At 68.9% G+C, this 22,550-nt stretch carries 21 protein-coding genes; 14 read left to right on the top strand and 7 right to left on the bottom strand.

Annotated features, from left to right (window positions below):
• Positions 1-50 precede the first annotated feature (50 nt).
• The 5 genes from QMA07_RS10975 to QMA07_RS10955 all read left to right on the top strand — a co-directional run bounded on the left by QMA07_RS10975 (position 51) and on the right by QMA07_RS10955 (position 5,940).
• Positions 51-1,097 carry a LacI family DNA-binding transcriptional regulator gene (locus QMA07_RS10975; RefSeq protein WP_290161781.1) on the top strand — a complete coding sequence of 349 codons (1,047 nt, stop codon included), beginning with the start codon at positions 51-53 and terminating at the stop codon, positions 1,095-1,097.
• Between the two features lie 91 nt (positions 1,098-1,188).
• Positions 1,189-2,526, top strand: a complete 1,338-nt coding sequence (locus QMA07_RS10970) for an extracellular solute-binding protein (RefSeq protein ID WP_290161780.1) — start codon at positions 1,189-1,191, stop codon at positions 2,524-2,526.
• The gene (locus QMA07_RS10965; RefSeq protein ID WP_290161778.1) at positions 2,523-3,473 is read left to right on the top strand and encodes a sugar ABC transporter permease; all 951 of its coding nucleotides are present in this window, start codon (positions 2,523-2,525) and stop codon (positions 3,471-3,473) included. Before QMA07_RS10970 ends, QMA07_RS10965 begins: the two co-directional genes overlap by 4 nt.
• The gene (locus tag QMA07_RS10960; RefSeq protein ID WP_290161776.1) at positions 3,473-4,378 is read left to right on the top strand and encodes a carbohydrate ABC transporter permease; all 906 of its coding nucleotides are present in this window, start codon (positions 3,473-3,475) and stop codon (positions 4,376-4,378) included. Before QMA07_RS10965 ends, QMA07_RS10960 begins: the two co-directional genes overlap by 1 nt.
• Before the next feature lie 38 nt (positions 4,379-4,416).
• Positions 4,417-5,940, top strand: coding sequence for an alpha-N-arabinofuranosidase (locus QMA07_RS10955; RefSeq protein WP_290161774.1), 1,524 nt, complete (start codon positions 4,417-4,419; stop codon positions 5,938-5,940).
• Positions 5,941-6,136: 196 nt separating this feature from the next.
• On the opposite strand, the gene QMA07_RS10950 is transcribed toward QMA07_RS10955, so the two are convergent.
• Complete coding sequence (locus QMA07_RS10950) at positions 6,137-8,278, bottom strand: hypothetical protein (protein ID WP_290161772.1); 2,142 nt, start codon at positions 8,276-8,278, stop codon at positions 6,137-6,139.
• A 339-nt stretch (positions 8,279-8,617) separates the two neighbouring features.
• On the opposite strand from QMA07_RS10950, the gene QMA07_RS10945 reads away from it, so the two are divergent.
• Entirely contained in the window at positions 8,618-9,049 is a 432-nt protein-coding gene (locus QMA07_RS10945) for an META domain-containing protein (protein WP_290161771.1), read from the top strand.
• Between the two features lie 73 nt (positions 9,050-9,122).
• Here the strand turns inward: QMA07_RS10945 and QMA07_RS10940 are convergent, their stop codons facing one another.
• The 5 genes from QMA07_RS10940 to QMA07_RS10920 all read right to left on the bottom strand — a co-directional run bounded on the left by QMA07_RS10940 (position 9,123) and on the right by QMA07_RS10920 (position 14,406).
• Positions 9,123-10,256, bottom strand: coding sequence for a bifunctional 2-methylcitrate synthase/citrate synthase (locus tag QMA07_RS10940; RefSeq protein ID WP_290161769.1), 1,134 nt, complete (start codon positions 10,254-10,256; stop codon positions 9,123-9,125).
• 2 nt (positions 10,257-10,258) lie between these two features.
• Positions 10,259-11,161 carry a methylisocitrate lyase gene (gene prpB, locus QMA07_RS10935; RefSeq protein ID WP_290161767.1) on the bottom strand — a complete coding sequence of 301 codons (903 nt, stop codon included), beginning with the start codon at positions 11,159-11,161 and terminating at the stop codon, positions 10,259-10,261.
• A complete protein-coding gene (locus QMA07_RS10930) occupies positions 11,161-12,687 on the bottom strand; it encodes an MmgE/PrpD family protein (RefSeq protein WP_290161765.1) in 1,527 nt (508 codons plus the stop codon). The genes prpB and QMA07_RS10930 overlap by 1 nt, the downstream gene beginning before the upstream one ends.
• Complete coding sequence (locus QMA07_RS10925) at positions 12,684-13,352, bottom strand: GntR family transcriptional regulator (protein ID WP_290161764.1); 669 nt, start codon at positions 13,350-13,352, stop codon at positions 12,684-12,686. The genes QMA07_RS10930 and QMA07_RS10925 overlap by 4 nt, the downstream gene beginning before the upstream one ends.
• A 73-nt stretch (positions 13,353-13,425) precedes the next feature.
• Positions 13,426-14,406: an EamA family transporter gene (locus tag QMA07_RS10920; RefSeq protein ID WP_290161762.1), complete on the bottom strand. Its 981-nt coding sequence runs from the start codon at positions 14,404-14,406 to the stop codon at positions 13,426-13,428.
• Between the two features lie 39 nt (positions 14,407-14,445).
• On the opposite strand from QMA07_RS10920, the gene QMA07_RS10915 reads away from it, so the two are divergent.
• From QMA07_RS10915 to QMA07_RS10880, 8 genes are all read left to right on the top strand, one after another.
• Positions 14,446-14,982 (top strand): CGNR zinc finger domain-containing protein, encoded by a 537-nt coding sequence (locus QMA07_RS10915; protein ID WP_290161760.1) that lies wholly within the window; start codon positions 14,446-14,448, stop codon positions 14,980-14,982.
• Between the two features lie 33 nt (positions 14,983-15,015).
• Positions 15,016-15,996 carry an acetylxylan esterase gene (locus QMA07_RS10910; RefSeq protein WP_290161758.1) on the top strand — a complete coding sequence of 327 codons (981 nt, stop codon included), beginning with the start codon at positions 15,016-15,018 and terminating at the stop codon, positions 15,994-15,996.
• Positions 15,997-16,106: 110 nt separating this feature from the next.
• Positions 16,107-16,697, top strand: a complete 591-nt coding sequence (locus QMA07_RS10905) for a glucose-6-phosphate isomerase family protein (protein ID WP_290161756.1) — start codon at positions 16,107-16,109, stop codon at positions 16,695-16,697.
• Between the two features lie 9 nt (positions 16,698-16,706).
• Positions 16,707-18,209 carry a xylulokinase gene (xylB, locus tag QMA07_RS10900; RefSeq protein WP_290161754.1) on the top strand — a complete coding sequence of 501 codons (1,503 nt, stop codon included), beginning with the start codon at positions 16,707-16,709 and terminating at the stop codon, positions 18,207-18,209.
• Positions 18,209-19,165 carry an NAD(P)-dependent oxidoreductase gene (locus QMA07_RS10895; protein WP_290161752.1) on the top strand — a complete coding sequence of 319 codons (957 nt, stop codon included), beginning with the start codon at positions 18,209-18,211 and terminating at the stop codon, positions 19,163-19,165. The genes xylB and QMA07_RS10895 overlap by 1 nt, the downstream gene beginning before the upstream one ends.
• A gap of 10 nt (positions 19,166-19,175) precedes the next feature.
• Positions 19,176-20,120: a shikimate dehydrogenase gene (locus tag QMA07_RS10890; protein ID WP_290161750.1), complete on the top strand. Its 945-nt coding sequence runs from the start codon at positions 19,176-19,178 to the stop codon at positions 20,118-20,120.
• Positions 20,120-21,088 (top strand): aryldialkylphosphatase, encoded by a 969-nt coding sequence (locus tag QMA07_RS10885; RefSeq protein WP_290161748.1) that lies wholly within the window; start codon positions 20,120-20,122, stop codon positions 21,086-21,088. Before QMA07_RS10890 ends, QMA07_RS10885 begins: the two co-directional genes overlap by 1 nt.
• Positions 21,089-21,114: 26 nt before the next feature.
• The gene (locus tag QMA07_RS10880) at positions 21,115-21,411 is read left to right on the top strand and encodes a putative quinol monooxygenase (protein WP_290161747.1); all 297 of its coding nucleotides are present in this window, start codon (positions 21,115-21,117) and stop codon (positions 21,409-21,411) included.
• A 125-nt stretch (positions 21,412-21,536) separates the two neighbouring features.
• Here the strand turns inward: QMA07_RS10880 and QMA07_RS10875 are convergent, their stop codons facing one another.
• Complete coding sequence (locus QMA07_RS10875) at positions 21,537-22,535, bottom strand: ABC transporter substrate-binding protein (protein WP_290161744.1); 999 nt, start codon at positions 22,533-22,535, stop codon at positions 21,537-21,539.
• Between the last annotated feature and the right edge of the window lie 15 nt (positions 22,536-22,550).

Raw genomic sequence — 22,550 nt, 5'->3', positions numbered from 1 at the left:
ACAGGACGATGCGGTGGGCTCGCGGGCGAAGCGATGGATAGGCTGACCGGATGACAGCGATGCCACCGCCGCGCGCGACGATGAAGGACGTCGCCGCGCTCGCGGGCGTCTCGCCGAAGACCGTCTCGAACGTCGTCACGGGCACGATCGCGGTGCGCGAGGAGACCAGACTCCGGGTCGAGGCGGCGATGACGCAGCTCGACTTCGTGCCGAACCTCAACGCCCGAGGGCTGCGCAAGGGGCGTTCGGGCATCATCGCCGTGGCCCTGCCCGACCTCGCGACCGCGTTCTCGGCCGAGCTCATGCACCGCATCGTCGACGCCGCACACGAACGTGGCCTGGCCGTGCAGATCGAGGAGACGGCGACAGACCCGGAGCGCGAGAAGGAACTCGTCTCCCGCGCCAGGGCGCATCTCGTCGACGGGCTCATCCTCAACCCGATCCGCCTCGAAGACAGTGTGCTGAAGTACGCCGACCGCCTTCCGCCGCTCGTCGTGCTCGGCGAGGTCGAGCAGAATCGGGCCGACCACGTGCGCATCGACAGTCGTCGGGCTGCGGCGGATGTCACCCGTCATGTGCTCTCGCGCGGGGCGACCCGCATCGCCGTGATCGGCGCCGACGCCGACGACTCGGTCGCGACCGCGACGGGCCGACTGCGCCTCGATGGCGTGCACGATGCGCTTCGGGAGGCTGGCATACCCCGCGATACGGCGCTCGAGATCAACCCGATGCCCTGGTCGATGACCGGCGGGGCCCAGGGTGTGCAGACACTGCTGCGCCGCGGCGTGGCCTTCGATGCGATCGTCGCGTTCACCGATTCACTGGCGCTCGGCGCACTGCACGCACTGCACGACCACGGCATCCGCGTGCCCGATGACGTGATCGTCACGGGCTTCGACGACGTGGAGTTCTCGCGCTACACGTCGCCCTCGCTCACGACCATCGCCTTCGATCGTCGCGCCTTCGCCGATGCGGCCCTCAGCCTGCTCGAGTCGCGCATGGATGACCGCTCCACCCCGCCGCGGGCGCTCACCCTCTCGCACCATCTGCTCGAACGCGACAGCACGCAGGGCCGCCCGCGCGGCCACCGCCCCTGAGCCGCGGGCTCCGGCAACGCTCTCTTGCGCCGCCGATTACATCGATGTAATGATGTACCCCGACCCCGCCCGCTGTCACGAAGGAGTGACGATGACGCCCCCGCTCGATCTGTCTCGGCGGCAGTTCCTGACTGCCGCCTCCGTCACGGCCGCCGCGGCGCTGCTCGCCGGCTGCGCCCCTGGCACCGTCCCCGGCTCGAACGCCACCACCCTGCAGTTCTGGCATCTGCTCTCCGGCGGCGACGGCGTGACGATGTCGCAGCTGCTCGACACCGCGAACGCGGCGCAGAGCGAGTACCGCATCCGCCCCACCGTGCTCGCCTGGGGCACCCCGTACTACACGAAGCTCGCCATGGCGGGTGCGGGCGGTCGGGCTCCGGACGTCGCGATCATGCACGCGACGCGCACGGTCGGGTGGGCACCCGGTGGTCTGCTCGACACCTGGGATCTCGATCGGCTCGCAGACCTCGGCGTCGACGCCTCGACGTTCCCGAAGCCGATCTGGGAGAAGGGCTTCGTCGGCGAGAACATGTACAGCATCGCGCTCGACGCCCACCCGTTCGTCGCGATGTTCAACACGGACATCTGCGACGCCGCCGGCGTGCTCGACAGCGACGGACGGCTGCAGGAGACGTCGTCTCCTGACGAGTTCCTCGACCAGCTCCGGGCGATCGGCGGCCAGGCCGAGGGCCATGCGCTGTCATACGGCTACCTCGGCGACGGCGCCCAGATGTGGCGCCTCTTCTACACGTTCTACTCGCAGCACGGCACGGCGATGGAGCTGCCGGCCGGAGGCAAGGCCGTGATCGACAAGGATGCCGCGGTCGAATCGCTCACCCTCATGCGCACCCTGCTCGACGGTGAGATCGCCCTCGCCCAGGCCGACTACGGCAGCGCGGTGGCCGAGTTCGCCACCGGCAAGAGCGGGATGCTGTTCACCGGCGTCTGGGAGCTGCGCACCATGCAGGCGGCCGAGCTGCCCCTGGACGCCACCATGATCCCCACCCTGTTCGGCACGCCGGCGGTCTACGCCGACTCGCACTCGTTCGTGCTGCCGCATCAGACCGACGCAGACCCGGAGAAGCGCGACCTGACCTATCGGTTCGTCGCCGACATGCTCCAGGGATCGTTCGGCTGGGCCGAGGCCGGACACATCCCCGCCTTCCTCCCGGTGACAGAGTCTCCCGAGTACGCCGACCTCATTCCCCAGGCCCACTACGCCGAGGCCGCGCAGCACGTCGTCTACGACCCGACCGCCTGGTTCACCGGCAGCGGATCGAACTTCCAGGGCGAGTTCGGGGCCGCGGTGCAGGGAGTCCTGCTCTCGGGCGATGACCCTGCCGCAGCCATCGACCGGTTCGAGGCTCGCGTGAACACGCTCCTCCGGCAGCCCAACCCGGCCGACCCCGAGGGGACGTTCGCATCATGACGACCGCCACCGATTCCACGCGCACGATCGTCACCGGCTCGAAGTCGGCCGTTCCCGCACGCCGTGCCGGCTCGCGCAACCGCGAGCAGCTCATCAGCTGGGCGTTCCTCGCTCCCTTCCTCATCGCGTTCGTGCTCTTCCTCGCCTGGCCGATCGTGCACGGCATCATCCTCAGCTTCACCGACCAGTCGCTCACCGGGGCGGGCGGCTCGTTCATCGGGTTCGCGAACTACGCCGAGGCGCTCACCGACCCCAAGATGTGGCAGTCGATGGGCAACACGGTGTGGTTCACGCTGCTGTCGACGGTTCCGCTCGTCGTGATCGCGCTGCTCATGGCGGCGCTCGTCGACCGGGGTCTCCCCGGCCAGTGGCTGTGGCGGCTGTCGTTCTTCATGCCGTATCTGCTCGCCTCGACCGTGATCTCGCAGATCTGGGTGTGGATCTTCAATCCGCAGATCGGCGCGGCCAACAACATCCTGGAGTTCTTCGGCCTCGAGCCGCTCGCATGGCTGCAGAATCCCGACACCAACATGCTGTCGATCGTCATCGCCACCGTCTGGTGGACGGTCGGGTTCAACTTCCTTCTCTATCTCGCCGCGATGCAGAACATACCGCCGCAGCAGTACGAGGCGGCATCGCTCGACGGCGCAGGCCCCTGGCGCCAGTTCTGGTCGATCACGCTCCCCCAGCTCGGCCCCGCGACGGTGCTGATCCTGATCCTCCAGATCCTGGCATCCCTCAAGCTGTTCGATCAGGCGTACCAGATGCTCGGCGGCGTCGCGAGCGACACCACCCGCTCGATCGTCCAGTACATCTACGAGGCCGGTTTCGTCAGCTACCGATTCGGCTACTCCGCCGCGATCTCATACGTGTTCTTCGCTCTCATCGTCATCATCGGCGTCGCGCAGGCTCTGATCATGCGCCGCCGGAAGGAGTCGCAGCTGTGATGTCCACCGCCACACTCACCGAGACCATCACCACGACCAGGCCGCCGCGCGCCCGCCGCTCGCACCTGCCCGGCCAGAAGCCGTTCGGCGCGCTGCGCATCAGCGCCCTCGTCGTCCTGATCATCCTCGCGATCGGCTGGCTGCTGCCGTTCCTCTGGGCGGTCGCCACGGCCTTCAAGACCGAGACGGATGCCGCCAGCGGCGACCCGTCGTGGATCGGCGCCTCGGGGCCGACGATCGAAGCCTTCGCGGCGATCCTGTCGCAGGGCAATGTCTACACGTGGGCGTTCAACAGCCTGTGGACCTCGGTCGCCGTGACGCTGATCACACTGACGATCTCCGCCCTGGCCGCCTATGCGTTCTCCCGCCTCGACTTCACCGGGCGCAAGTGGCTGTTCGTCGTCATCATCGCCTCGATCGTCGTGCCGCCGCAGGTGCTGATCATCCCGCTGTTCTACGAGATGCTCGCGTTCAACATGATCGACACCTACTGGGGTCTGATTCTGCCGCAGGTCGTGGCCCCCGCGATGGTGTTCATCCTCAAGCGCTTCTTCGACGCCATCCCGATCGAGCTCGAAGACGCGGCCCGCGTCGACGGCGCCGGCCGCCTGCGCATCTTCTGGTCGATCGTGCTGCCGCTGTCGCGGCCGATCCTGGCATCCGTGGCGATCTTCGTGTTCATCGGAGCATGGAACAACTTCCTCTGGCCGTTCCTCGTCATCAACGACACCACGCTGATGACGCTGCCGGTCGGACTCCAGACCGTGATCAGCGCCTACGGCGTGCAGTACGCGCAGGTCATGGCGCAGGCCGTGCTCGCGGCACTGCCGCTGATCATCGTGTTCATCATCTTCCAGAAGCAGATCGTCAAGGGCGTCGCGACCAGCGGCTTCGGCGGTCAGTAGTCCCCCACCCGGCTCGAGAGCCAGAACCTAGGAGAGCAATGTCTCAGGCCCGCATCACCATCGACCGCGACTTCACCATCGCCGACGTCCCCCGGAGGCTCTTCGGATCGTTCGTCGAGCACATGGGGCGCTGCGTGTACACCGGCATCTATGAGCCGGGGCACCCCCAGGCCGACGAGCGCGGCTTCCGCCAGGACGTCCTCGCCCTGGTGAAGGAGATGGGTCCGACCGTCGTCCGCTACCCCGGAGGCAACTTCGTCTCGGGCTATCGCTGGGAAGACGGCGTGGGCCCGGTCGAGGACCGCCCGGTGCGCATCGACGGCGCGTGGCACACCATCGAGAGCAACGCGTTCGGTCTGCACGAGTTCATGGACTGGGCGAAGGAGGCCGACGTCGAGGTCATGGAGGCGATCAACCTCGGCACCCGCGGCGTCGAAGAGGCCCGGTCGCTCGTCGAGTACGCGAACCACCCGAGCGGCACGTACTGGTCCGACCTGCGCCGCAAGAACGGCGCGGAGCAGCCGTTCGACATCAAGCTGTGGTGCCTGGGCAACGAGCTCGACGGCCCGTGGCAGATCGGCGGCAAGACCGCGACCGAGTACGGTCGCCTGGCGCAGGAATCGGCCAAGGCCATGAAGCTCGTCGACCCGACCATCGAGCTCGTCGCTGTCGGGTCCTCCGGCCGGTCGATGCCGACCTTCGGCACCTGGGAGCACACAGTGCTCACGCACGCGTACGACGAGGTCGACTTCATCTCGATGCACGCCTACTACCAGGAGCACGACGGCGATGCCGAGTCGTTCCTCGCCGAGTCCGTCGACATGGACGCGTTCATCGACGGCGTCATCGCGACGATCGACGCGGTGAAGGCCGCGGGCAAGCACACGAAGCAGGTCGACATCTCGTTCGACGAGTGGAACGTGTGGGACCAGGTGAAGTTCAACGACGTCGAATCGGTCGAGATCGCCAAAGCCGGGTGGAAGAAGCATCCGCGGGTGATCGAAGACACCTACAACGTGACGGATGCCGTCGTCGTGGGCACACTGCTCAACAGCCTGCTGCGCCACGGCGACCGGGTGAAGATCGCCAACCAGGCGCAGCTCGTCAACGTGATCGCGCCGATCCGCTCGGAGGAGAACGGTCCGGCATGGCGGCAGACGAGCTTCTGGCCCTTCGAGCGCATGGCTCGCCTCGCGAAGGGTCGCATCCTGCGCCTCGCGGTGTCGGCTCCGCAGATCGAGACCAAGCGCTACGGCGGCGTCGACTCGGTCGATGCGGCGGCGACGTGGGACGAGGAGACCGGACGCGTCGTGGTGTTCGTCGCCAACCGCTCGCTCGACGAGGAGAGCGACCTGACGGTCGAGCTGCGCGGCCTCACGGGGCTGCGCGTCGTCAACGCCGAGACGCTCACGATTCCCGAGGGCGGCGACCGCCACACCGCGAACCTCGAGACCACGCAGGATGCCGTGCACATGGTGCCGCTCACTGCGGCCGAGGTCGTCGACGGCGCGGTGCGCGCGACACTGCCGCCGCTCTCGTGGTCGGTGATCGAACTCGCCTGAGGTCCTCCTCGACAGCAGAAGGCCCGGCATCGGATTCCGATGTCGGGCCTTCTGCTGTGTGGCAGCATCGTCTCGCCCGCGCGCCGTCGCGGACACATGGCAGACGCGAAGAAGCCCGGTATCGATCGATACCGGGCTTCTCGGCGAGGGGTTCACGGCCGGAGCCGGTCACACCCTCAACAGGTGATCAGCGCGTTCAGCTCTCGATGAGCTGGCGACGACGGAAGACCAGCAGCAGTCCACCCGACAGCAGCGCGAGCGCGATGGCTGCGGCGGAGAGCGGGACGAGCATGTCGGCACCGGTCACGGCGAGTCCACCGTCACCGGGGGCGGCTGCGCCACCGTCACCGGGAGCGGCTCCGCCACCACCGGCGACCGGTGCGGCGAGAACAGCGAACGCCAGGTCGGTCGGAGCCGACGAGACGCCGTCGATGGCCTGCGTGGCCGAGACCGTGTAGGTGCCCGACTCGAGAGCCGCACCGAAGTCGACGCTCCATGCGCCGTCCTCGACCGTGGCCGTGAACGTTCCGCTCGCTGCGGCGAAGGCGCCCGCGAGAGCAGCCGTGTTCGCCGACGCCGGCTCGGCTCCGTTGAGCGTCACCGTGACGGTCGCGCCGTCGATGCCCGAACCGGCGAGTCCGGAAGGACCGTCGTTGTGGGCGAACTCCGCGCCGTTAGCGACCGAGGTCACGGCCGGCGAGACGGGGACGACCGAGAACGACGCGGTGGCCTCGGGCGAGACCTCGTCGTCACGGGTCTGCGTCACGACGACGCTGTGCGAGCCGTACTCGAGGGTGAGTCCGTCGACGGTCCACGAACCGTCTGCGGCGACCTCGGTCGTGCCGAGCACGTCGTCGGTGTCGGCGTCCGTCACCGTGATGGCGGTGGCCGGCAGGCCGGTGCCGCTGATCGCGGTGACGGTCTCGGTGACCGTCGAGCCGTCAGCCGGCGAGGTGATGACCGGTGCGACGAGCGGAGCCGGGACGACGGTCACGTCGATCGACGTGGTCTCCGAGGAGCTGAAGCCGCTGCGTGCACGGACCGAGATGGTCTGCTCGCCGAGCTCGACGGGACCGACGACCGAGAAGGCGCCGTCGACGACATCGACCGTCTGGTCTGCGCCGAAGCCGCTGACGGTGACCTTGGCCGCTCCGACAGCGGTTCCGGTGATGGCCGTTCCCGGCTGCACCTCTGCACCGTCGGTCGGGCTCGTGATGACCGGTGCGTCGAGGTCGAGTGCGACCTGGTAACCGTTGGTCTTGGGCAGAGCGGTCACGAGCGATGCCGCCCAGGTGAACTGCTCTTCGGTCTCGGTCGCCTCGGATCCACCGCTGATGAGGCCGACGGCCGCATTGCCCTGGATGACGGCGCCGCCGGAATCACCGGGAGCCGCGGGCGTGTTGCTCGAGAAGCCCTGGACCCAGTGGCCGTCGATGCTCGCCCATCCGTCGAGGATGTCGTCGCCGTCGACCGCACCGGTGGTGAAGCCGGTCGTGCGACCGCTCTTCTGGACCTCGCCGAGCGACGGAGCCGCGACGGACTTGATCTCGACGACGCTGTCGGCGAGCGAGCTCAGCGAGTCGCCGGCCGTGGTCCAGTCGGTGACCGCGGGAACCGGGTTCCAGCCCGCGGCCTCGTCGATGTCGATGACCGAGATGTCGGTCGCGGTGGTGTCGCCGTTCGAGCCGAGGCCACCGTCGCCGCCGCCGAACTGGGCGAAGCCGAACGTGCCGAGCAGCTCGACCGAGGCGGGCAGTGAGGGGGTTCCGCCGACTGCCGGCTCATCGCCGGGAACGGTGAGAGTGGTGTCGGTGAGCGGCTCGCCGTCGTCGCCGAACGCGCAGTGTCCGGCACTCAGGAGCGCAGGGTCACCCGTCGGGGTGAATGCAGCGAAGCCGACGGAGCACGACCAGGCGGCACTTCCGGGCTCGTTGGCGAGGAAGCCGTCGAGGTCGGGGCTGACCGACAGGTAGCCCTGTCCGCCGACGATGTCACCCTCATCGAAAGCCGAGAGCACACGGTCGACCTTCACGACGGATGCGTCAGGGAAGCCCTCGTTTGCCGCGATCTGCGTGATCTCGGCGTCGGCCGATGCGCTGTCGGCAGTCACGACGACGACGTTGCCACCATCCGCGGTCTGACCGACGGCGACCATGTCGGTGCCGACCTTGTCGAGTTCCGCCCGAGTGTTGAGAACCTCGACGGGAGCGTCCTGGCTGGGTGCTTCGCTGGAGTCTTCAGCGAACGCCGCAGGCGCTCCGAGGAAGAGGCCCGAGAGGGCGAGCGTGGTGGCGGCCGTCAACGCCAGAGGGCGTCGGCCTGTCACTCTGTGCTTCATGTGATGTATGTCCTTGCTGGTCACGGATCGTCAGTCAGTTTCATATCGGCAGTGCGCGTGGAGCACAGAACCGGTCGCCTCCCGGTGGAGGCGTGAACTACGACGCTGGCCCCCCGACAAGCAGGATCCTGTTCGTCGGAACGAACAGGGATCTCTAGAAGAGTACCCAGTAAATCCACAGAATGGGGAAATTGTTTACCGGAATTTCACCCCTTGACCTGCACCTCCTCTGTGCGATACACGCGCACGCGCTGCCACCGAGGAGGGGCCGAATCGCTCCGCACCGGCCGGATCGAGATTGCGATGGCGTTCGCAGGCGGCACCGTTAGCATGGCCAGCATGAGCACCCACCGCAGAGCACGGAACCTCGTCGGCCTCGCGATTCTGGGCGCCTTCGCCCTGATGGGCGCGGCCTGCGCGACGGGTGCCCCGAGCGGCGCGCCCACTTCGAGCAGTGACCCGAGCAGCGAAGACGCCGCCGTCGTCGAGAAGCTCGTCGGCCTGTGGGGCGACGATGCCTCAGGACAGCCGCACCTCGAGTTCACCGCGAACGGCGAGGTGCACGGCAGCGACGGATGCAACGGCATCACGACGACCTACTCGGTGAACGGCGACCGTGTCGACCTCGCCCGATTCGCCTCGACCCTCAAGGCCTGCCCCGGCGTCGACGACTGGATGCGCGGCATCCGTGCGGTCGAGATCGACGGCGACGTGCTCGTGATCAAGGATGCCTCCGGCGCGGAGCTGGGCAACCTCTCGCGCGCGAGCTGATCATCACCGCCTCGGCGGGTGCGGCATCCGATCGACCCCGGCCCGGGCGCACTGACCCGGACCGGCAGCCGGGTCAGTTCTCGATGTGGCGCTCGTCGGCGCCGTTGTAGAGCGACAGGGGTCGGATCAGTGCGTTGGCGCCGGCCTGCTCGATCACGTGGGCCGTCCACCCGGTCACGCGCGCCGCGACGAAGAGCGGCGTGAAGGTGAGGGTGTCGAAGCCGATCAGGTTGTAAGCCGGGCCTGACGGGTAGTCGAGGTTCGGGTAGATGCCCTTGCGCTCGACGAACTCCGATTCGAGGGCGTCGTACAGCTCGGCCACGTCTGCGCGGTCGTAGTGCTCGACGAGTGTGTCGAGAGCGGCCTTCATGGTGGGCACACGAGAGTCGCCGCTCTTGTAGACGCGGTGGCCGAAGCCCATGATCTTGCGCTTCTCGGCGAGTGCCGCATCCAGCCACGGCACCACGTTGGACGCCTCGCCGATCTCGTCGAAGATGTGCAGCACGGCCTCGTTGGCGCCGCCGTGCAGCGGCCCCTTGAGCGCGCCGATCGCACCGACCACGGCCGAGTAGAGATCGCTGAGCGTCGACGTGATCACCCTGGCCGTGAACGTCGAGGCGTTGAACGAGTGCTCGGCGTACAGGATCATCGAGCGGTTGAACGCATCGACGACGACCGGGTCAGGCTCTTCACCGAACGTCATCCAGAGGAAGTTCGCCGAGTAGTCGAGGTCGTCGCGCGGCTCGATGAGCTGTTCGCCGCGGCGGCGACGCTGACCGTAGGCGACGATCGCCGGAAGGGCCGCGAACAGCCGGATGCTGCGCTCGAGGTTCTGCTCGGGGCTGCCACCGGCATGCAGCACCGATCCGCCCGCGTTCGGGTCGGAGGCGCCGATCAGGCTGACGGCCGTGCGCACCTCGTCCATCGGGTGCGCCTCGACGGGCACCAGGTCGATCGCCGCCCTGACGTTGTCGGCGAGCGCTCGGTGCTCGCGCTCGGTCGCCCGGAACGCGGCCAGCTGTGCGGCATCCGGCAGCTCGCCGTGCCAGAGCAGGTACGCGACCGCCTCGAAGGGCTGCGTGGCGGCCAGCTCCTGCACGGGGTAGCCGCGGTAGAGCAGGCTGTTCGTCTCGGGGTTGACCTTCGAGATCGCGGTCGTGTCGACGACGACCCCGGCGAGGCCCTTCTTGATGTCCGGCTCGGTCATGCTCACTCCTTCGTGACGGTGAAGCCTGCGACGCCCGAGTCGAACTCCTTATAGGACTCGTAGTCGATCAGGTCGTAGAGATCTGCACGGTGCTGCATCTCACCGAGCTTCGAGGTGAGATGCCCCTCCTCGCCCAGCGTATCGAGCGCACGGCCCGCCGCGCCCATCGCGATGCGCAGCAGCGACACCGGCCAGATGACCATGTTGACGCCGGCATCCCGCAGCTGGTCGACCGAGAAGAGGTCGCTCTTGCCGAACTCGGTCATGTTGGCGAGGATCGGCACGTCGAGCGCGTCCGCCATGGCCTCGAACTCGGCGAGCGTGCGCATCGCCTCGGGGAACACGGCATCGGCTCCGGCATCCACCAGCGCCTTGGCGCGGTCGATCGCGGACTCGAGTCCCTCGACCGCGCGGATGTCGGTGCGCGCCATGATGAGGAAGTTCGGGTCGCGACGCGCGTCGGCGGCCGCACGGATACGACGGATCGCCGTGCTCTCGTCGACGACGCTCTTGCCGTCGAGATGACCGCAGCGCTTCGGGTTGATCTGGTCTTCGATGTGCGTGCCGGCAAGGCCCGCATCCTCGAGCTCCTGGATCGTGCGGGCGACGTTCATCGGCTCGCCGAATCCCGTGTCGGCATCCACGATCGCGGGGATGTCGGTCATGCGCGCGATCTGCTTCGCTCGCCCCGCGACCTCGGTCAGGGTGGTGAGGCCGATGTCGGGCACGCCGAGGTCGGCCGACAGCACGGCGCCCGAGATGTAGACGCCGTCGAAGCCCTTCTGCTCGATCAGACGGGCGCTGAGCGGATTGAACGCGCCGGGGAACCGCAGCAGCTCGCCGCTCGCGAGTCGCTCGCGGAACAGGCGGCGCTTCTCGGCCGGGGTGACGTGGGAGTACAGCATCAGAACAGACCCTTCGGGGCGTCGGCGCCCTCGAGCAGACCCGGGCGAGCGATGATCGACAGTTCGCCGACCTCGGCGGCCGTCAGCTCGGGCAGACGCTGCACGAGCTCGAGGAAGCGCTCGATCTCTGCCGCCTCGAGCACGGGCTCGGCCAGCAGACGGAACTTCGCGATGTAGTTCTCGCGGGCGAACGGACGGGCTCCGAGCGGGTGCGCGTCGGCGACGGCGATCTCGTCGACGACGGTCGTGCCGTCGGTGAGGCGGAACTCCACGCGGCCGCCGAACGCCTTCACGTCGGGGTCTTCGGAGTGGTAACGGCGCGTCCACTCGGCATCCTCGGCCGTGGTGATCCTGTGCCACAGCGCGACCGTGTCTTCCCGACCCGCACGCTCGGGAGCGTAGGAGTCGACATGGTGCCAGCCGCCGTCCTGCAGCGCGACCGCGAAGATGTACGGGATCGAGTGGTCGAGCGTCTCGCGCGACGCCGTCGGGTCGTACTTCTGCGGGTCGTTCGCGCCCGAGCCGATCACGTAGTGCGTGTGGTGGCTGGTGTGCAGCACGATGGACTCGATGTTCGCGGGGTCGCGCAGCGCCGGGTTCTCGGTGCCGAGCTTGCGGGCGAGGTCGATCCACGCCTGCGCCTGGTACTCGGCCGAGTGCTCCTTCGTGTAAGAGTCGAGGATCGCGCGCTTCGCCTCGCCGGCGGCGGGCAGCGGCACCTCGTACGCGGCGTCCTTGCCGTCGAGCATCCAGGCGATCACGCCGTCTTCGCCCTCGTAGATCGGAGCCGGGCTGGTCTGTCCGCGCATCGCCCGGTCGACCGCCTCGACGGCGAGCTTGCCCGCGAAGGCCGGGGCATGCGCCTTCCAGGTCGAGATCTCGCCCTTGCGGCTCTGACGCGTCGCGGTCGTGGTGTGCAGCCCCTGGCCGACGGCCTGGTAGATCGTCTCGACGTCGAGGCCGAGCAGGGTGCCGATGCCGGCAGCCGCCGACGGGCCGAGGTGCGCGACGTGGTCGATCTTGTGCCTGTGCAGGCAGATCGCGCGCACGAGGTCCATCTGGATCTCGTAGCCGGTGGCGATGCCGCGGAGCAGCGCACGGCCGTCGGCCTGCACGTGCTGCGCGACGGCCAGGATCGGCGGGATGTTGTCGCCCGGGTGCGAGTACTCGGCGGCGAGGAACGTGTCGTGGTAGTCGAGCTCGCGCACGGCCACGCCGTTCGCCCACGCGGCCCACTCGGGGCTGGTGCGGTGGTCGAGCGCTGCGCCGAAGACGGTGGCGCCGATGCCCCCGGTCGAGACGGGGTGGCTGAACGCCTGGGCGCGTGCGGCGTTTATGGGCCCCCGCGTGAGGGATGCCGCGGCGACCGACGCGTTGTCGATGATGCGGTTGATGATCATGTCGGCGACGTCCTGATCGACCTCGACCGGGTCGGCGGCGACCTCGGCGATCTTCCAGGCGAGCTGGTCTTCTCGGGCGAGGTTCTCTTCGCTGCGGTGCACGCGGACGTGGTGGGTGACGGTCATTTCACACCTTCCGGATTGGGTGTCAGGGAGTCGAGGATGCCGGTGAGCGCATTGTGCAGGTGCACGTGCGTGGCATGGGCGGCGAGGTCGCCGTCTCGGTCGGCCAGCGCTGCCGCGATCGTGCGGTGCTCGGCGGCGGAGGCGGCGAGGCGGTCGGGCTTGTCGCGGGCCATACGCCGCACCCGCACGAGGTGGGTCCGCACGGTGCGCAGCGCCGAGGCGATGTAGTCGTTGTCGACGGCCTGGTCGAGGGCCGCGTCGAATCGGGCGATGAGTGCGTAGTAGGCGTCGCGGCCTTCGACGGCGGCGAGGTCGACGTGCGCGAACTCGTCGGCGAGCGCGGCGAAGAGGTCGGCATCTCCTCGGCGGGCGGCGAGGCGGGCCGAGGTCTCTTCGAGCGCGCGGCGAATCTCGAACAGCGCGCGGATGTCGTCGGCATCCAGATCGGCGACGACCGTCACCCGCGGGGACTGCTGCACGACCAGGCCGTCGGCCGCGAGGCGGCGCAGGGCCTCACGCATCGGTGTGCGACTGATGCCGAGGCGGGCGGCCTGCTCGACCTCGCCCAGCACGAAACCGGCGGGCAGGGCGCCCGACTGGATCTCCTCCAGCAGTGCCGCGTGGGCTCGATCGCTCGCACTGATGCGATCGGCGATGGAGCTCATGCCCTCATTGTATACATAAACTCACACAGACAGACTCGAACCTCAGTTTCCGGCATTGCACGTATACATTGATCTACCGCTGCGGCGTCCCCACGGCATTCGGGATCGGTTCGACGAACTCCGCAGGGCGCGGCTCGCCGAGCTTCACGACCACCACTCCGACGAGCACGAGCGCTCCGCCGAGAGCCTGCAGCAGGTCGGGTAGCTGTCCGAGCAGCAGCCAGCCGAACAGCAGTGCGGCGACGACTTCGGAGAGTGCGACGAAGGATGCGAGGCGCGAGCCCAGCATCCGGGTCGATGCGATGCCGAGCACGTAGGCGAGGGCAGTGGCGATGAGGCCGATCGCCAGCACCGGCACGAACCACGGCACGGTGCCGAAGCGGTAGGCGATGTCGTCGGTCGTCCAGGCGATGGGCAGGATGCCGACGAGGCCCGCGATCGTGAGAGCGACGGCGCCGAGCAGCAGCCCTCCTCCGGCGAGCGCTATCGGCGGCAGGCCGGTGTCGGCCTTGGCCGAGAGCAGGAAGTACGTCGCGGCGCCGACCATCGCGGCGAGCGCCCAGAGGATGCCTGCGACATTCACCTCGGCGCCGGTGATGATGTCGAGCATCAGCACGAGACCGATGAAGGCGATGGCCGCGCCGATCACACTGCGGCGACTCGGCCGTTCACCCCGCCGGACCCACAGCCACAGGATGACGGCGATCGGGGCCGTGTACTCGATGAGCAGTGCGAGGCCGACGTCCATCACGGCGACGGCCTGGAAATAGCAGAGCTGCGTAGCGGTGACGGCGAGGAGTCCGTAGGCGGCGACCATGCCCGCGTTCTTCCTGAGCACTCCCCACCGACCCCGGAGCGAGAGGATCGTCGGCACGAGCAGCACGAGCGCGGCGACCCACACCCGCGCGGTCACCGCCGCACCGGGCGTCCATCCCGCGTCGATGAGACCTCGAGCCCAGGCGCCGGACATCCCGAACGCGAAGGCCGCGCCGATCGCCAGGGGCAGACCGAGTCGCACACCCTGCGCGGTGATGTCATTTGCAACCTTGCTCATGACAGGTGACGCTACTCTCGCAGCATGTAAGGTGTCAACATGAACTTCACCGATGACACGGAAGAGGCTCTGCGCTCGGCCGTCTGGCTGGTGAACTCGGCCGAAGAACCAGAGACCCTCGAGACGCTCGCGGACTACGACGCGTTCCTCACGGACTTCCCCTATTCGGGTCGACTCGACCGGGACGAGACCGAACTCGCCGCGATCCGAGACCTGCGCCCGCGGCTTCGCACCATGCTGCTCGCGCCCCGCGACGAGATGGCCGAGCACGTCAACGCCGCCCTCGCCGAGGCTCACCTCGCCCCGAGACTCGTGCGCCACGACGGAGTCGACTGGCACCTGCACGCGGTGGCCGACGAGCGCCCGCTCGCCGAGCGCGTGCTGATCGAGACCGCCATGGCACTGATCGACGTCATCCGATCCGATGAGGGGTCGCGCATCTCCATCTGCGCCGACGACACGTGCGAGGCACTGGCCCTCGACCTGTCACGCAACCGCTCGAAGCGCTTCTGCTCGACGACCTGCACGAACCGCAACGCCGTGGCCGCATACCGCGCACGGCGCGCGAGCGCTTGAGCCTCCGCGCAGATTCGGTAGCGTCGTCTCGACATGCCCTTCCCCTCCCCCTACGACATCTGGTTCGCCGACGCCGAGTTCGACGCGAGCTACGGCCACACGCTGAGCACGCTCCGCGCGATCGCTCCGGTCGCCGCACCCGACGGGTTCGCCGAACAGTGGCAGGGCTGGCGACAGCAGGCGAAGACGGTGGATGCCGCACCCAGCGCGCTGTCCGCCGAGACCACGCACGGCCGACGGGTCTCGGTCATCGAGCATGCGGGAGTCGACGGCACCCGCCTGCGGGCCTGGCTGGTCGAACCCCTCGCCGCCCCGGCGCGCGTCGGTGTCGTGCACAGCCACGGCTACGGCGGACGGGATGCGGTCGATCTCGCTCGCATACCCGACGATGCGGCAGCGATCTTCCCCGTCGCCCGAGGGCTGCCCACGCTGAACACGGGCGTCGGCGCCCCCGCACCCCAGGCCGAGCATGTGCTGGCCGGGCTCGAGAGCCAGGACTCGTACGTGCTCGGCCTCTGCGCCCGAGACCTCTGGCTCGCTGCGGATGCTCTCACCACCCTCGTCGGCGCGCTGCCCCTCTATTACGTCGGCGAGAGCTTCGGCGGTGGCATCGGCGCCCTCGCCCTGCCGTGGGACGACCGCTACGCCGGGGCGACCCTCATCGTGCCGAGCTTCGGACAGTACGACCAGCGCCTCGCCGTGCACTGCATCGGCAGCGGCGAGACCGTGCGCGACCATGTCGCCGCGCATCCGGAGGCCCGCGACGTGCTGCGCCTGTTCGACGCCTCTACGGCCCTCGGCTTCGCCCGCATCCCTGTGCGCGTCGAGGCGGCGCTGTGGGACCCGTACGTGCCGCCGCCCGGACAGTTCGGCGTCGCGAACGCGGCTCGGATGCTCGAACTCGCCGTCCTCCCCGCGGGCCACGCCGAATATCCGGGGGTCGAGGAGGTGGCGGCCGGGGCGATCCGCGACGGCAGGTCCCACCTCTCACGCGCGCTGCGCGCAGCATCCTGACCCCGCTCACCCCCGCGCATCGGAGCACTGGACGCAACCTGTCATCACAGGTACACTCAACTTGTCATTACAGGTTGCGCAGAGCCGCAGCACCCGTACGAGGAGCACCGATGCCCCAGTTCCACACGCCTCCGATCTCTCCGATGGCGATCGCGTTCGATGCCGAGAAGCTCACGCTCTCACCCGAAGGCCCCACCCTCACGCGCCGGATGTCGGATCTCGAGGGCCTGTTCCTCGACGCGGACGCCTGGGCCGCAGCATCCGCCGACGACGACCCCGTCGTCTACACCGTGACCAGCTCTCCCGTGCCCGAGGTCGACCGCGAACTGCCTCAGTCGATCACGACGATCATGCCCGGCGACACCTCGGGTGAGCTCTGGATGACCAAGGGGCACCAGCATCCGAACCACCAGGGCGAGATCTACCTGGCGCTGAGGGGTCGCGGCGGGCTGCTCATGTTCGACGGCGAGCGCACCGAGTGGCTCGACATGCTTCCCGGCACCATCGGCTACATCCCGCCGGGCTGGGCGCACCGCTCAGTGAACACGGGCGACGAGCCGTATGCGTTCCTCGCGGTCTACCCCGGCGGTGCCGGACACGACTACGGCTGGGTGCTCGAGCACGGCATGGGCTCGCGCGCCTACCGCTCGTCCGACGGTGTCGATCTGCGTCCCTATTCCGCAACCCCCTCGGCGGGATAGGGTCCCCACATGCTGATCGCGCACGATCTGGGTACGACCGGGAACAAGGCGTCCCTGCACCATGACGACGGGCGTCTGGTCACCTCCGTGACCGTGCCGTACCCCGCGCATTTCGCCACCGGCGGCATCGCCGAACAGGACCCTGCGGACTGGTGGGACGCGGTCGTCTCGGCGACCCTGCAGCTGATCGCCCGGGCGGGCGTCGCCCCCGAGACCGTCGGCGGCCTCGTCGTCAGCGGCCAGATGATGGGCACCGTGCTCCTCGACGCGCACGGCGAGCCGGTGCGCCCTGCGATCATCTGGGCCGACACGCGCTCGGGCGCGCAGACCCGCTCCCTCGAAGAGCGGCTCGGCGCCGCCGACGCGTACCGTGTGCTCGGCCACCGGCTGAATCCCACCTACTCGATCGAGAAGATCATGTGGGTGCGCGACAACGAGCCCGATGTGTGGACCCGTGTGCGCCACTTCTGCGTCGCCAAGGACTACATCGTCTATCGGCTCACCGGGCGCCTCGCGACCGAGCGCTCCGACGCCTCGGGCACCAACGCGTATGACCAGCTGCGCGGCACGTGGTCGGCCGAGGTGCTCGCGGCGGCCGGCCTGGACCCCGCGCTCTTCCCCGAGATCCTCGAGTCGACGACCGTGGCCGGCACCCTCACGGGCGAGTCGGCAGATGCCCTCGGACTGCCGGCCTCCGTCCGCGTCGTCATGGGCGGCGGTGACGGACCGCTCGCCGCGGTGGGCTCGGGCATCGTGGCTCCCGAAGACGGCGCGTACGTGTGTCTGGGCACCTCGTCGTGGATCTCGTTCGCGAGCCTCGCCCCGCTGCACGACCCGCAGATGCGCACCATGACCTTCGACAACGTCGTGCCCGGTTCGTTCGTGCCGACCGCGACCATGCAGGCCGGCGGCGCCTCCGTGCAGTGGATCGCCGAGGCGCTCTCCCCCGACCCCGCGCACCCCGACACCGCGCGTCTCACGGCGGAGGCCGGCGGCGACGTCGACACGGAGGACCTCTACTTCCTCCCCTATCTCCTCGGCGAGCGCTCGCCCCTGTGGGATCCGCACGCCCGCGGCGCCTTCGTCGGTCTCGGTCGCCACCACACGCGCGCGCACCTCACGCGGGCCGTGCTCGAGGGCGTGGCGTACAACCTGCTCACCTGCATCCAGGCGTTCCGCGAATCCGGTGCCGCGATCGACCGCATCGACGCGGTCGGCGGTGGCGCGCAGAGCGACGCCTGGCTCGGCATCCTCGCCGACGTCTGGGGCGTGCCGATCCGCCGGCGCACGATCGTCGAAGAGGCCAACAGCCTCGGCGCCGCGGTCACGGGCGCGGTCGGGCTCGGACTCGCGGACTTCTCGGCGGCCAGGGCACTCAGCGAGGTCACCGCGGAGTTCACACCGGACGCCGGGCGGCATGCCGTGCACGAGCACCGGCACGCCCGTTTCGTCGATGCGTACACGGCGCTCGAGCCGTGGTTCGCCGCAGCGCCGTCGACCGAGGAGAACTGATGGGGGTCATCCTCGCCACCAGCCGGTCGTTCTCGGACGGCGATCTCGACCTCGTCGAGCGGGCCAGAGCCGCGGGTCACGAGATCGTCCGCGGTCCCGCACACCACGGTCTCGCCGAACTCGCGCCCCTGCTCGCCGCCGCTGACGGCTGGGTCGCCGGCACCGGGCCGGTGACCGACGAGCACCTCGCGGCCGCTCCGAACCTCAGGGTCATCTCCCGCTACGGCGTCGGCACCGAGGCGGTCGATCTCGATGCGGCGCTGCGACGCGGCATCCCGGTGACCAACACCCCGGGTGCGAACGCGGATGCCGTCGCCGACCATGCCGTCGGGCTCATGCTCGCGGCGCTCCGATTCATCGCCGACGGCGACCGCCGCGTGCGAGCGGGCGACTGGGGCGTGCGCCGCGGACGTGAACTGGGCGCTGCGACGGTGGGCATCGTCGGCTTCGGACGCATCGGTCAGGGCGTCTCGCGGCGCCTGGGCGGCTTCGGTTCACGGGTGCTCGCCACCGACCCGTTCCTGCCGTCCGACATCATCGCCGAGCGTGGCGCCGAGCCGACCGATCTCGACGAACTCTTCGGCTCGGCCGACGTGATCACCCTGCACGCCCCCGGCGGGCAGACGCTGGTCGATGCGGCGCGACTCGACGGCATCCGCCCGGGAATGATCCTCGTGAACACCGCCCGCCCCGACCTCGTCGACGAGACCGCACTCGCTGCCGCCCTGCGTGACGGGCGCCTCGGCGGGTACGCTGCCGACACCCTCGACGGCGACACCGCGGCGAGCGCGAGCCCGCTGCTCGCGCCGGATCTCGCAGCCCTCGTGACCATCACCCCGCATCTGGGTGCCCAGACGACACAGGCCGTCGACAACATGGGCTCGATGTCGCTCGACGATGTGCTCGCCGTACTCGCGGGGCGCTCCCCCGCCCACCTCGTCTCACCCCGACCCTGAAGGGCCCACCATGACCATCACCGAGACGCCCGCCACCACGACCGGCGGTCACATGGGGTTCGTCGGCGTGAGCACCGGCTCCTCGTCGATCATGAAGGTGTTCCCGAAGTGGGCCGAGGTGCTGGGGCTCCCCACCCGGAACCTCCTCGGGCACGACCTGCCCATCGATGCGACACCCGCACAGTACGTGGCGATGGTCGAGCAGATCCGTGACGACCCCCACCACCGCGGCGCTCTCGTGACGACCCACAAGATGAACGTCTTCGCCGCAGCATCCGACCTCTTCGACGAACTCGACCCGTTCGCCGTGTCGTGCTCCGAGATCTCGAGCATCTCGAAGCGCGGCGATCGCCTGATCGGCCGCGCGAAGGATCCTCTCACGGTCGACCTCGCGCTCAAGGACTTCCTCCCGGCCGACCACTTCGCACGCACCGGAGCGGAGGTCGTGATCCTCGGCGCCGGCGGGTCGGGCACGGCCCTCAGCTGGGCGCTGGCGGAGCGGGCGGATGCTCCGTCGAAGATCACCGTCACGGCCCGCGACGACGACAAGCTCGACCACCTGCGCGAGGTGCATCGCCAGCACGGCACCCCCGACGGACTGATCTCCTACGTGCGCACCGACACGGTGCAGGAGGCGGCGGCCGTCGTCGCAGCAGCACCCGCGGGGTCGCTGATCGTGAACGCCACGGGGCTCGGCAAGGATCGGCCGGGCTCTCCGCTTCCCGACGACGTCGTGTTCCCGGCCGACGCATGGGTCTGGGAGTTCAACTACCGCGGGTCGCTCGAGTTCCTGCACCAGGCCCGTGCACAGGAGGCCGCACATGGTCTGCACGTGGTCGACGGCTGGCGGTACTTCATCCACGGCTGGTCGCAGGTGGTCGCCGACGTGTTCGAGATCGACCTCACCCCAGAGATCGTCGAGCGGCTCGCCGAGGCTGCCGAGTCGGTGCGCTGATGAGTGTCGTCCGCACGGTGCTCGGCGATGTCGACCCGACTCAGCTGGGCACGACGGACTATCACGAGCACCTGTTCCAGATCTCGCCGCTGCTGGTCGGCGACGAACTCGACGATGAAGACCTCTCGGGTCACGAGGCCGCACTGCTGAAGGCCAGCGGCTTCGCGGCGATGGTCGATGCCACTCCTTTCGGCCTGGGGCGCGACCCTGAGGCGGTCGCACGCATCAGCTCCGGCACCGGGATGCATGTCGTCGCGACGACAGGACGCCACCGCGAGGCCCACTACGGGGCAGATCATCCGATGCAGGTGTGGAGTGTCGAGCGTCTGGCCGAGCTGTTCGTCGCCGATGTGACGCGAGGGATGCCGGTCGACGACGCCCTGATCTTCGAGGCGCCCGATGTTCTGCGCGCCGCAGCGCCGGACGGATCGCCGGTCAGAGCCGGGATGCTCAAGGCCGGGGTCGGCTACTGGAGCATCAGTCCCTTCGAGCGGGCGACGCTCATCGCGGTCGCCGCGGCCCATCGGGCCACGGGAGCACCCGTGATGGTGCATCTGGAGTTCTGCACCGCCGCCCACGAGGTGCTCGATTTGCTCGAGGCGGCCGGCGTCGCATCCGACCGTGTCGTGCTCGCGCATGCCGACCGCGATCCGGACGCCGGGCTGCACGCCTCTCTCGCCGAGCGCGGCGCCTACCTGGGATACGACGGCTTCGCGCGGCCGCGCACGAGATCCGATGCCGAGCTGCTCGATCTGACCGAGCGCGTCGTCGAGCTCGGAGCCGGCGACCGGGTGCTGCTCGGCGGCGATGTCGCCCGCCGAACCCGCTACATCTCCTACGGCGGGATGCCGGGGCTCGCCTATCTCGGCGAGCGCTACCTACCGCGGCTGCGCTCTGCCGTCGGTGATGACGCGGTCGAGCGGATGCTGGTCGACAACCCCGCCCGCCTGCTGACCCTGTCGTCTTGATCCCCCAATCGTCGAGGAGCACTCCCATGGCCGAGCCCACCATCCTGCACGCGATCTTCACCGCGCGCCCCGGCGAGGGCGACCGCGTGGCCGCACTGCTGCGCGACTTCGCCGAGATCGTGCGTGCGGAAGAGGGCAATGTCGTGTTCGATGCGACACGACTGGTCGACGACCCCGACCGCTTCTTCGTCTACGAGGTCTACCGAGACGAGGCGGCCTTCCAGGCGCACATCGCCGCACCCACCGGAGTCCCGTTCAACGAGGCACTGCAGCAGCTCATCGTCGAGCCGTCCTCGATCCTGACGTTCCTGCGCCGCGTCTGACGCGCCTCTGGCGTCGTGCGGCGACCACACGTGCCGCTAGGCCCGCGCTCGGATGCCGCGCACCGACCCCGCAACGCACAGAAGCCCCCCGCCCGAAGGCGAGGGGCTTCTGCGATCTCAGCGGGTCACTCGTAGAGGACGGCTGCGATGTTCTCGTCCTCGAGGTTCGTGCTGTCGTACCAGTACGAACCGGTGTCGTAGAACTCGTCGACGGTGTCGCCGTTGGCCGCGTCGTAGGCCGCCTGCACGACCTGCTCGCCGATGCCGATCGGGTCCTGCGTGATGGCGCCGGCCATCGTGCCGTCCTTGATCGCGTTGATCTGGGCCGCTCCCGAGTCGAAGCCGACGATCGTGATCTTGCCCTTCTCGAGACCCAGCTCGTTCACCGCGTTGACGACGCCGATGGCCGAGCCCTCGTTGGTGCCGTAGATGCCCTTGAGGTCGGGGTGCGCCGCGATCAGCGTCTTCGCGATGTCTGCCGACTTCAGGTGGTCGCCGTCACCGTACTGGATGTCGACGATCTCGATGTCGGGGAAGTCGGCCTCGATCTTCTCGACGAAGCCGTCACGACGCTCGACACCGGTCGAGTTGATCTGCGAGTGGCCGACGATCGCGACCTCGCCCGATCCGCCGATCAGCTCTGCCATGTGCTCTGCGGCGAGCGCGCCGGCGACCTTGCTGTCGGTGGCCGAGAGGCTCAGGCCCACGTCGCCGTCGCACGGGGCGTCGAAGTAGACCACGGGGATGTCCTTCGACTTCGCCTGCTCGAGCGGGGCGACGCACGCCTCGGGGTCGAGGGCTGCGTAGGCGATGGCATCCGGGTTCTTGTCGATCGCAGCGGTCAGCATCTCGAGCTGCTGTGCGATCTCGGTCTCGGCTGCGGGGCCTTCGAACGTGATGCGGACGCCGAGCTCTTCGGCCTTCTGCTCCGCGCCCTTCTTGACGGCCTGCCAGAACTGGTGCTGGAAGCCCTTCGAGACCATGGCGATGTACATCTCGCCGTCGCCGCTGCCTCCGTCGCCGCTGCCTTCTTCGATGACGTCACCGCCGCCGGCACAGCCCGCGAAGACGAGGGCGGATGCGGCCACGAGTGCCGCGAATGCGGTCTTCTTGCCGAATTTCATGGAAACTCCATTGTT

The organism is Microbacterium sp. APC 3901, from assembly GCF_030407765.1.
Taxonomy (GTDB): Bacteria; Actinomycetota; Actinomycetes; order Actinomycetales; family Microbacteriaceae; genus Microbacterium.
The sequence above is the reverse complement of the archived record's forward strand: the minus strand, read 5'-3'. Positions and strand labels throughout refer to the sequence as shown.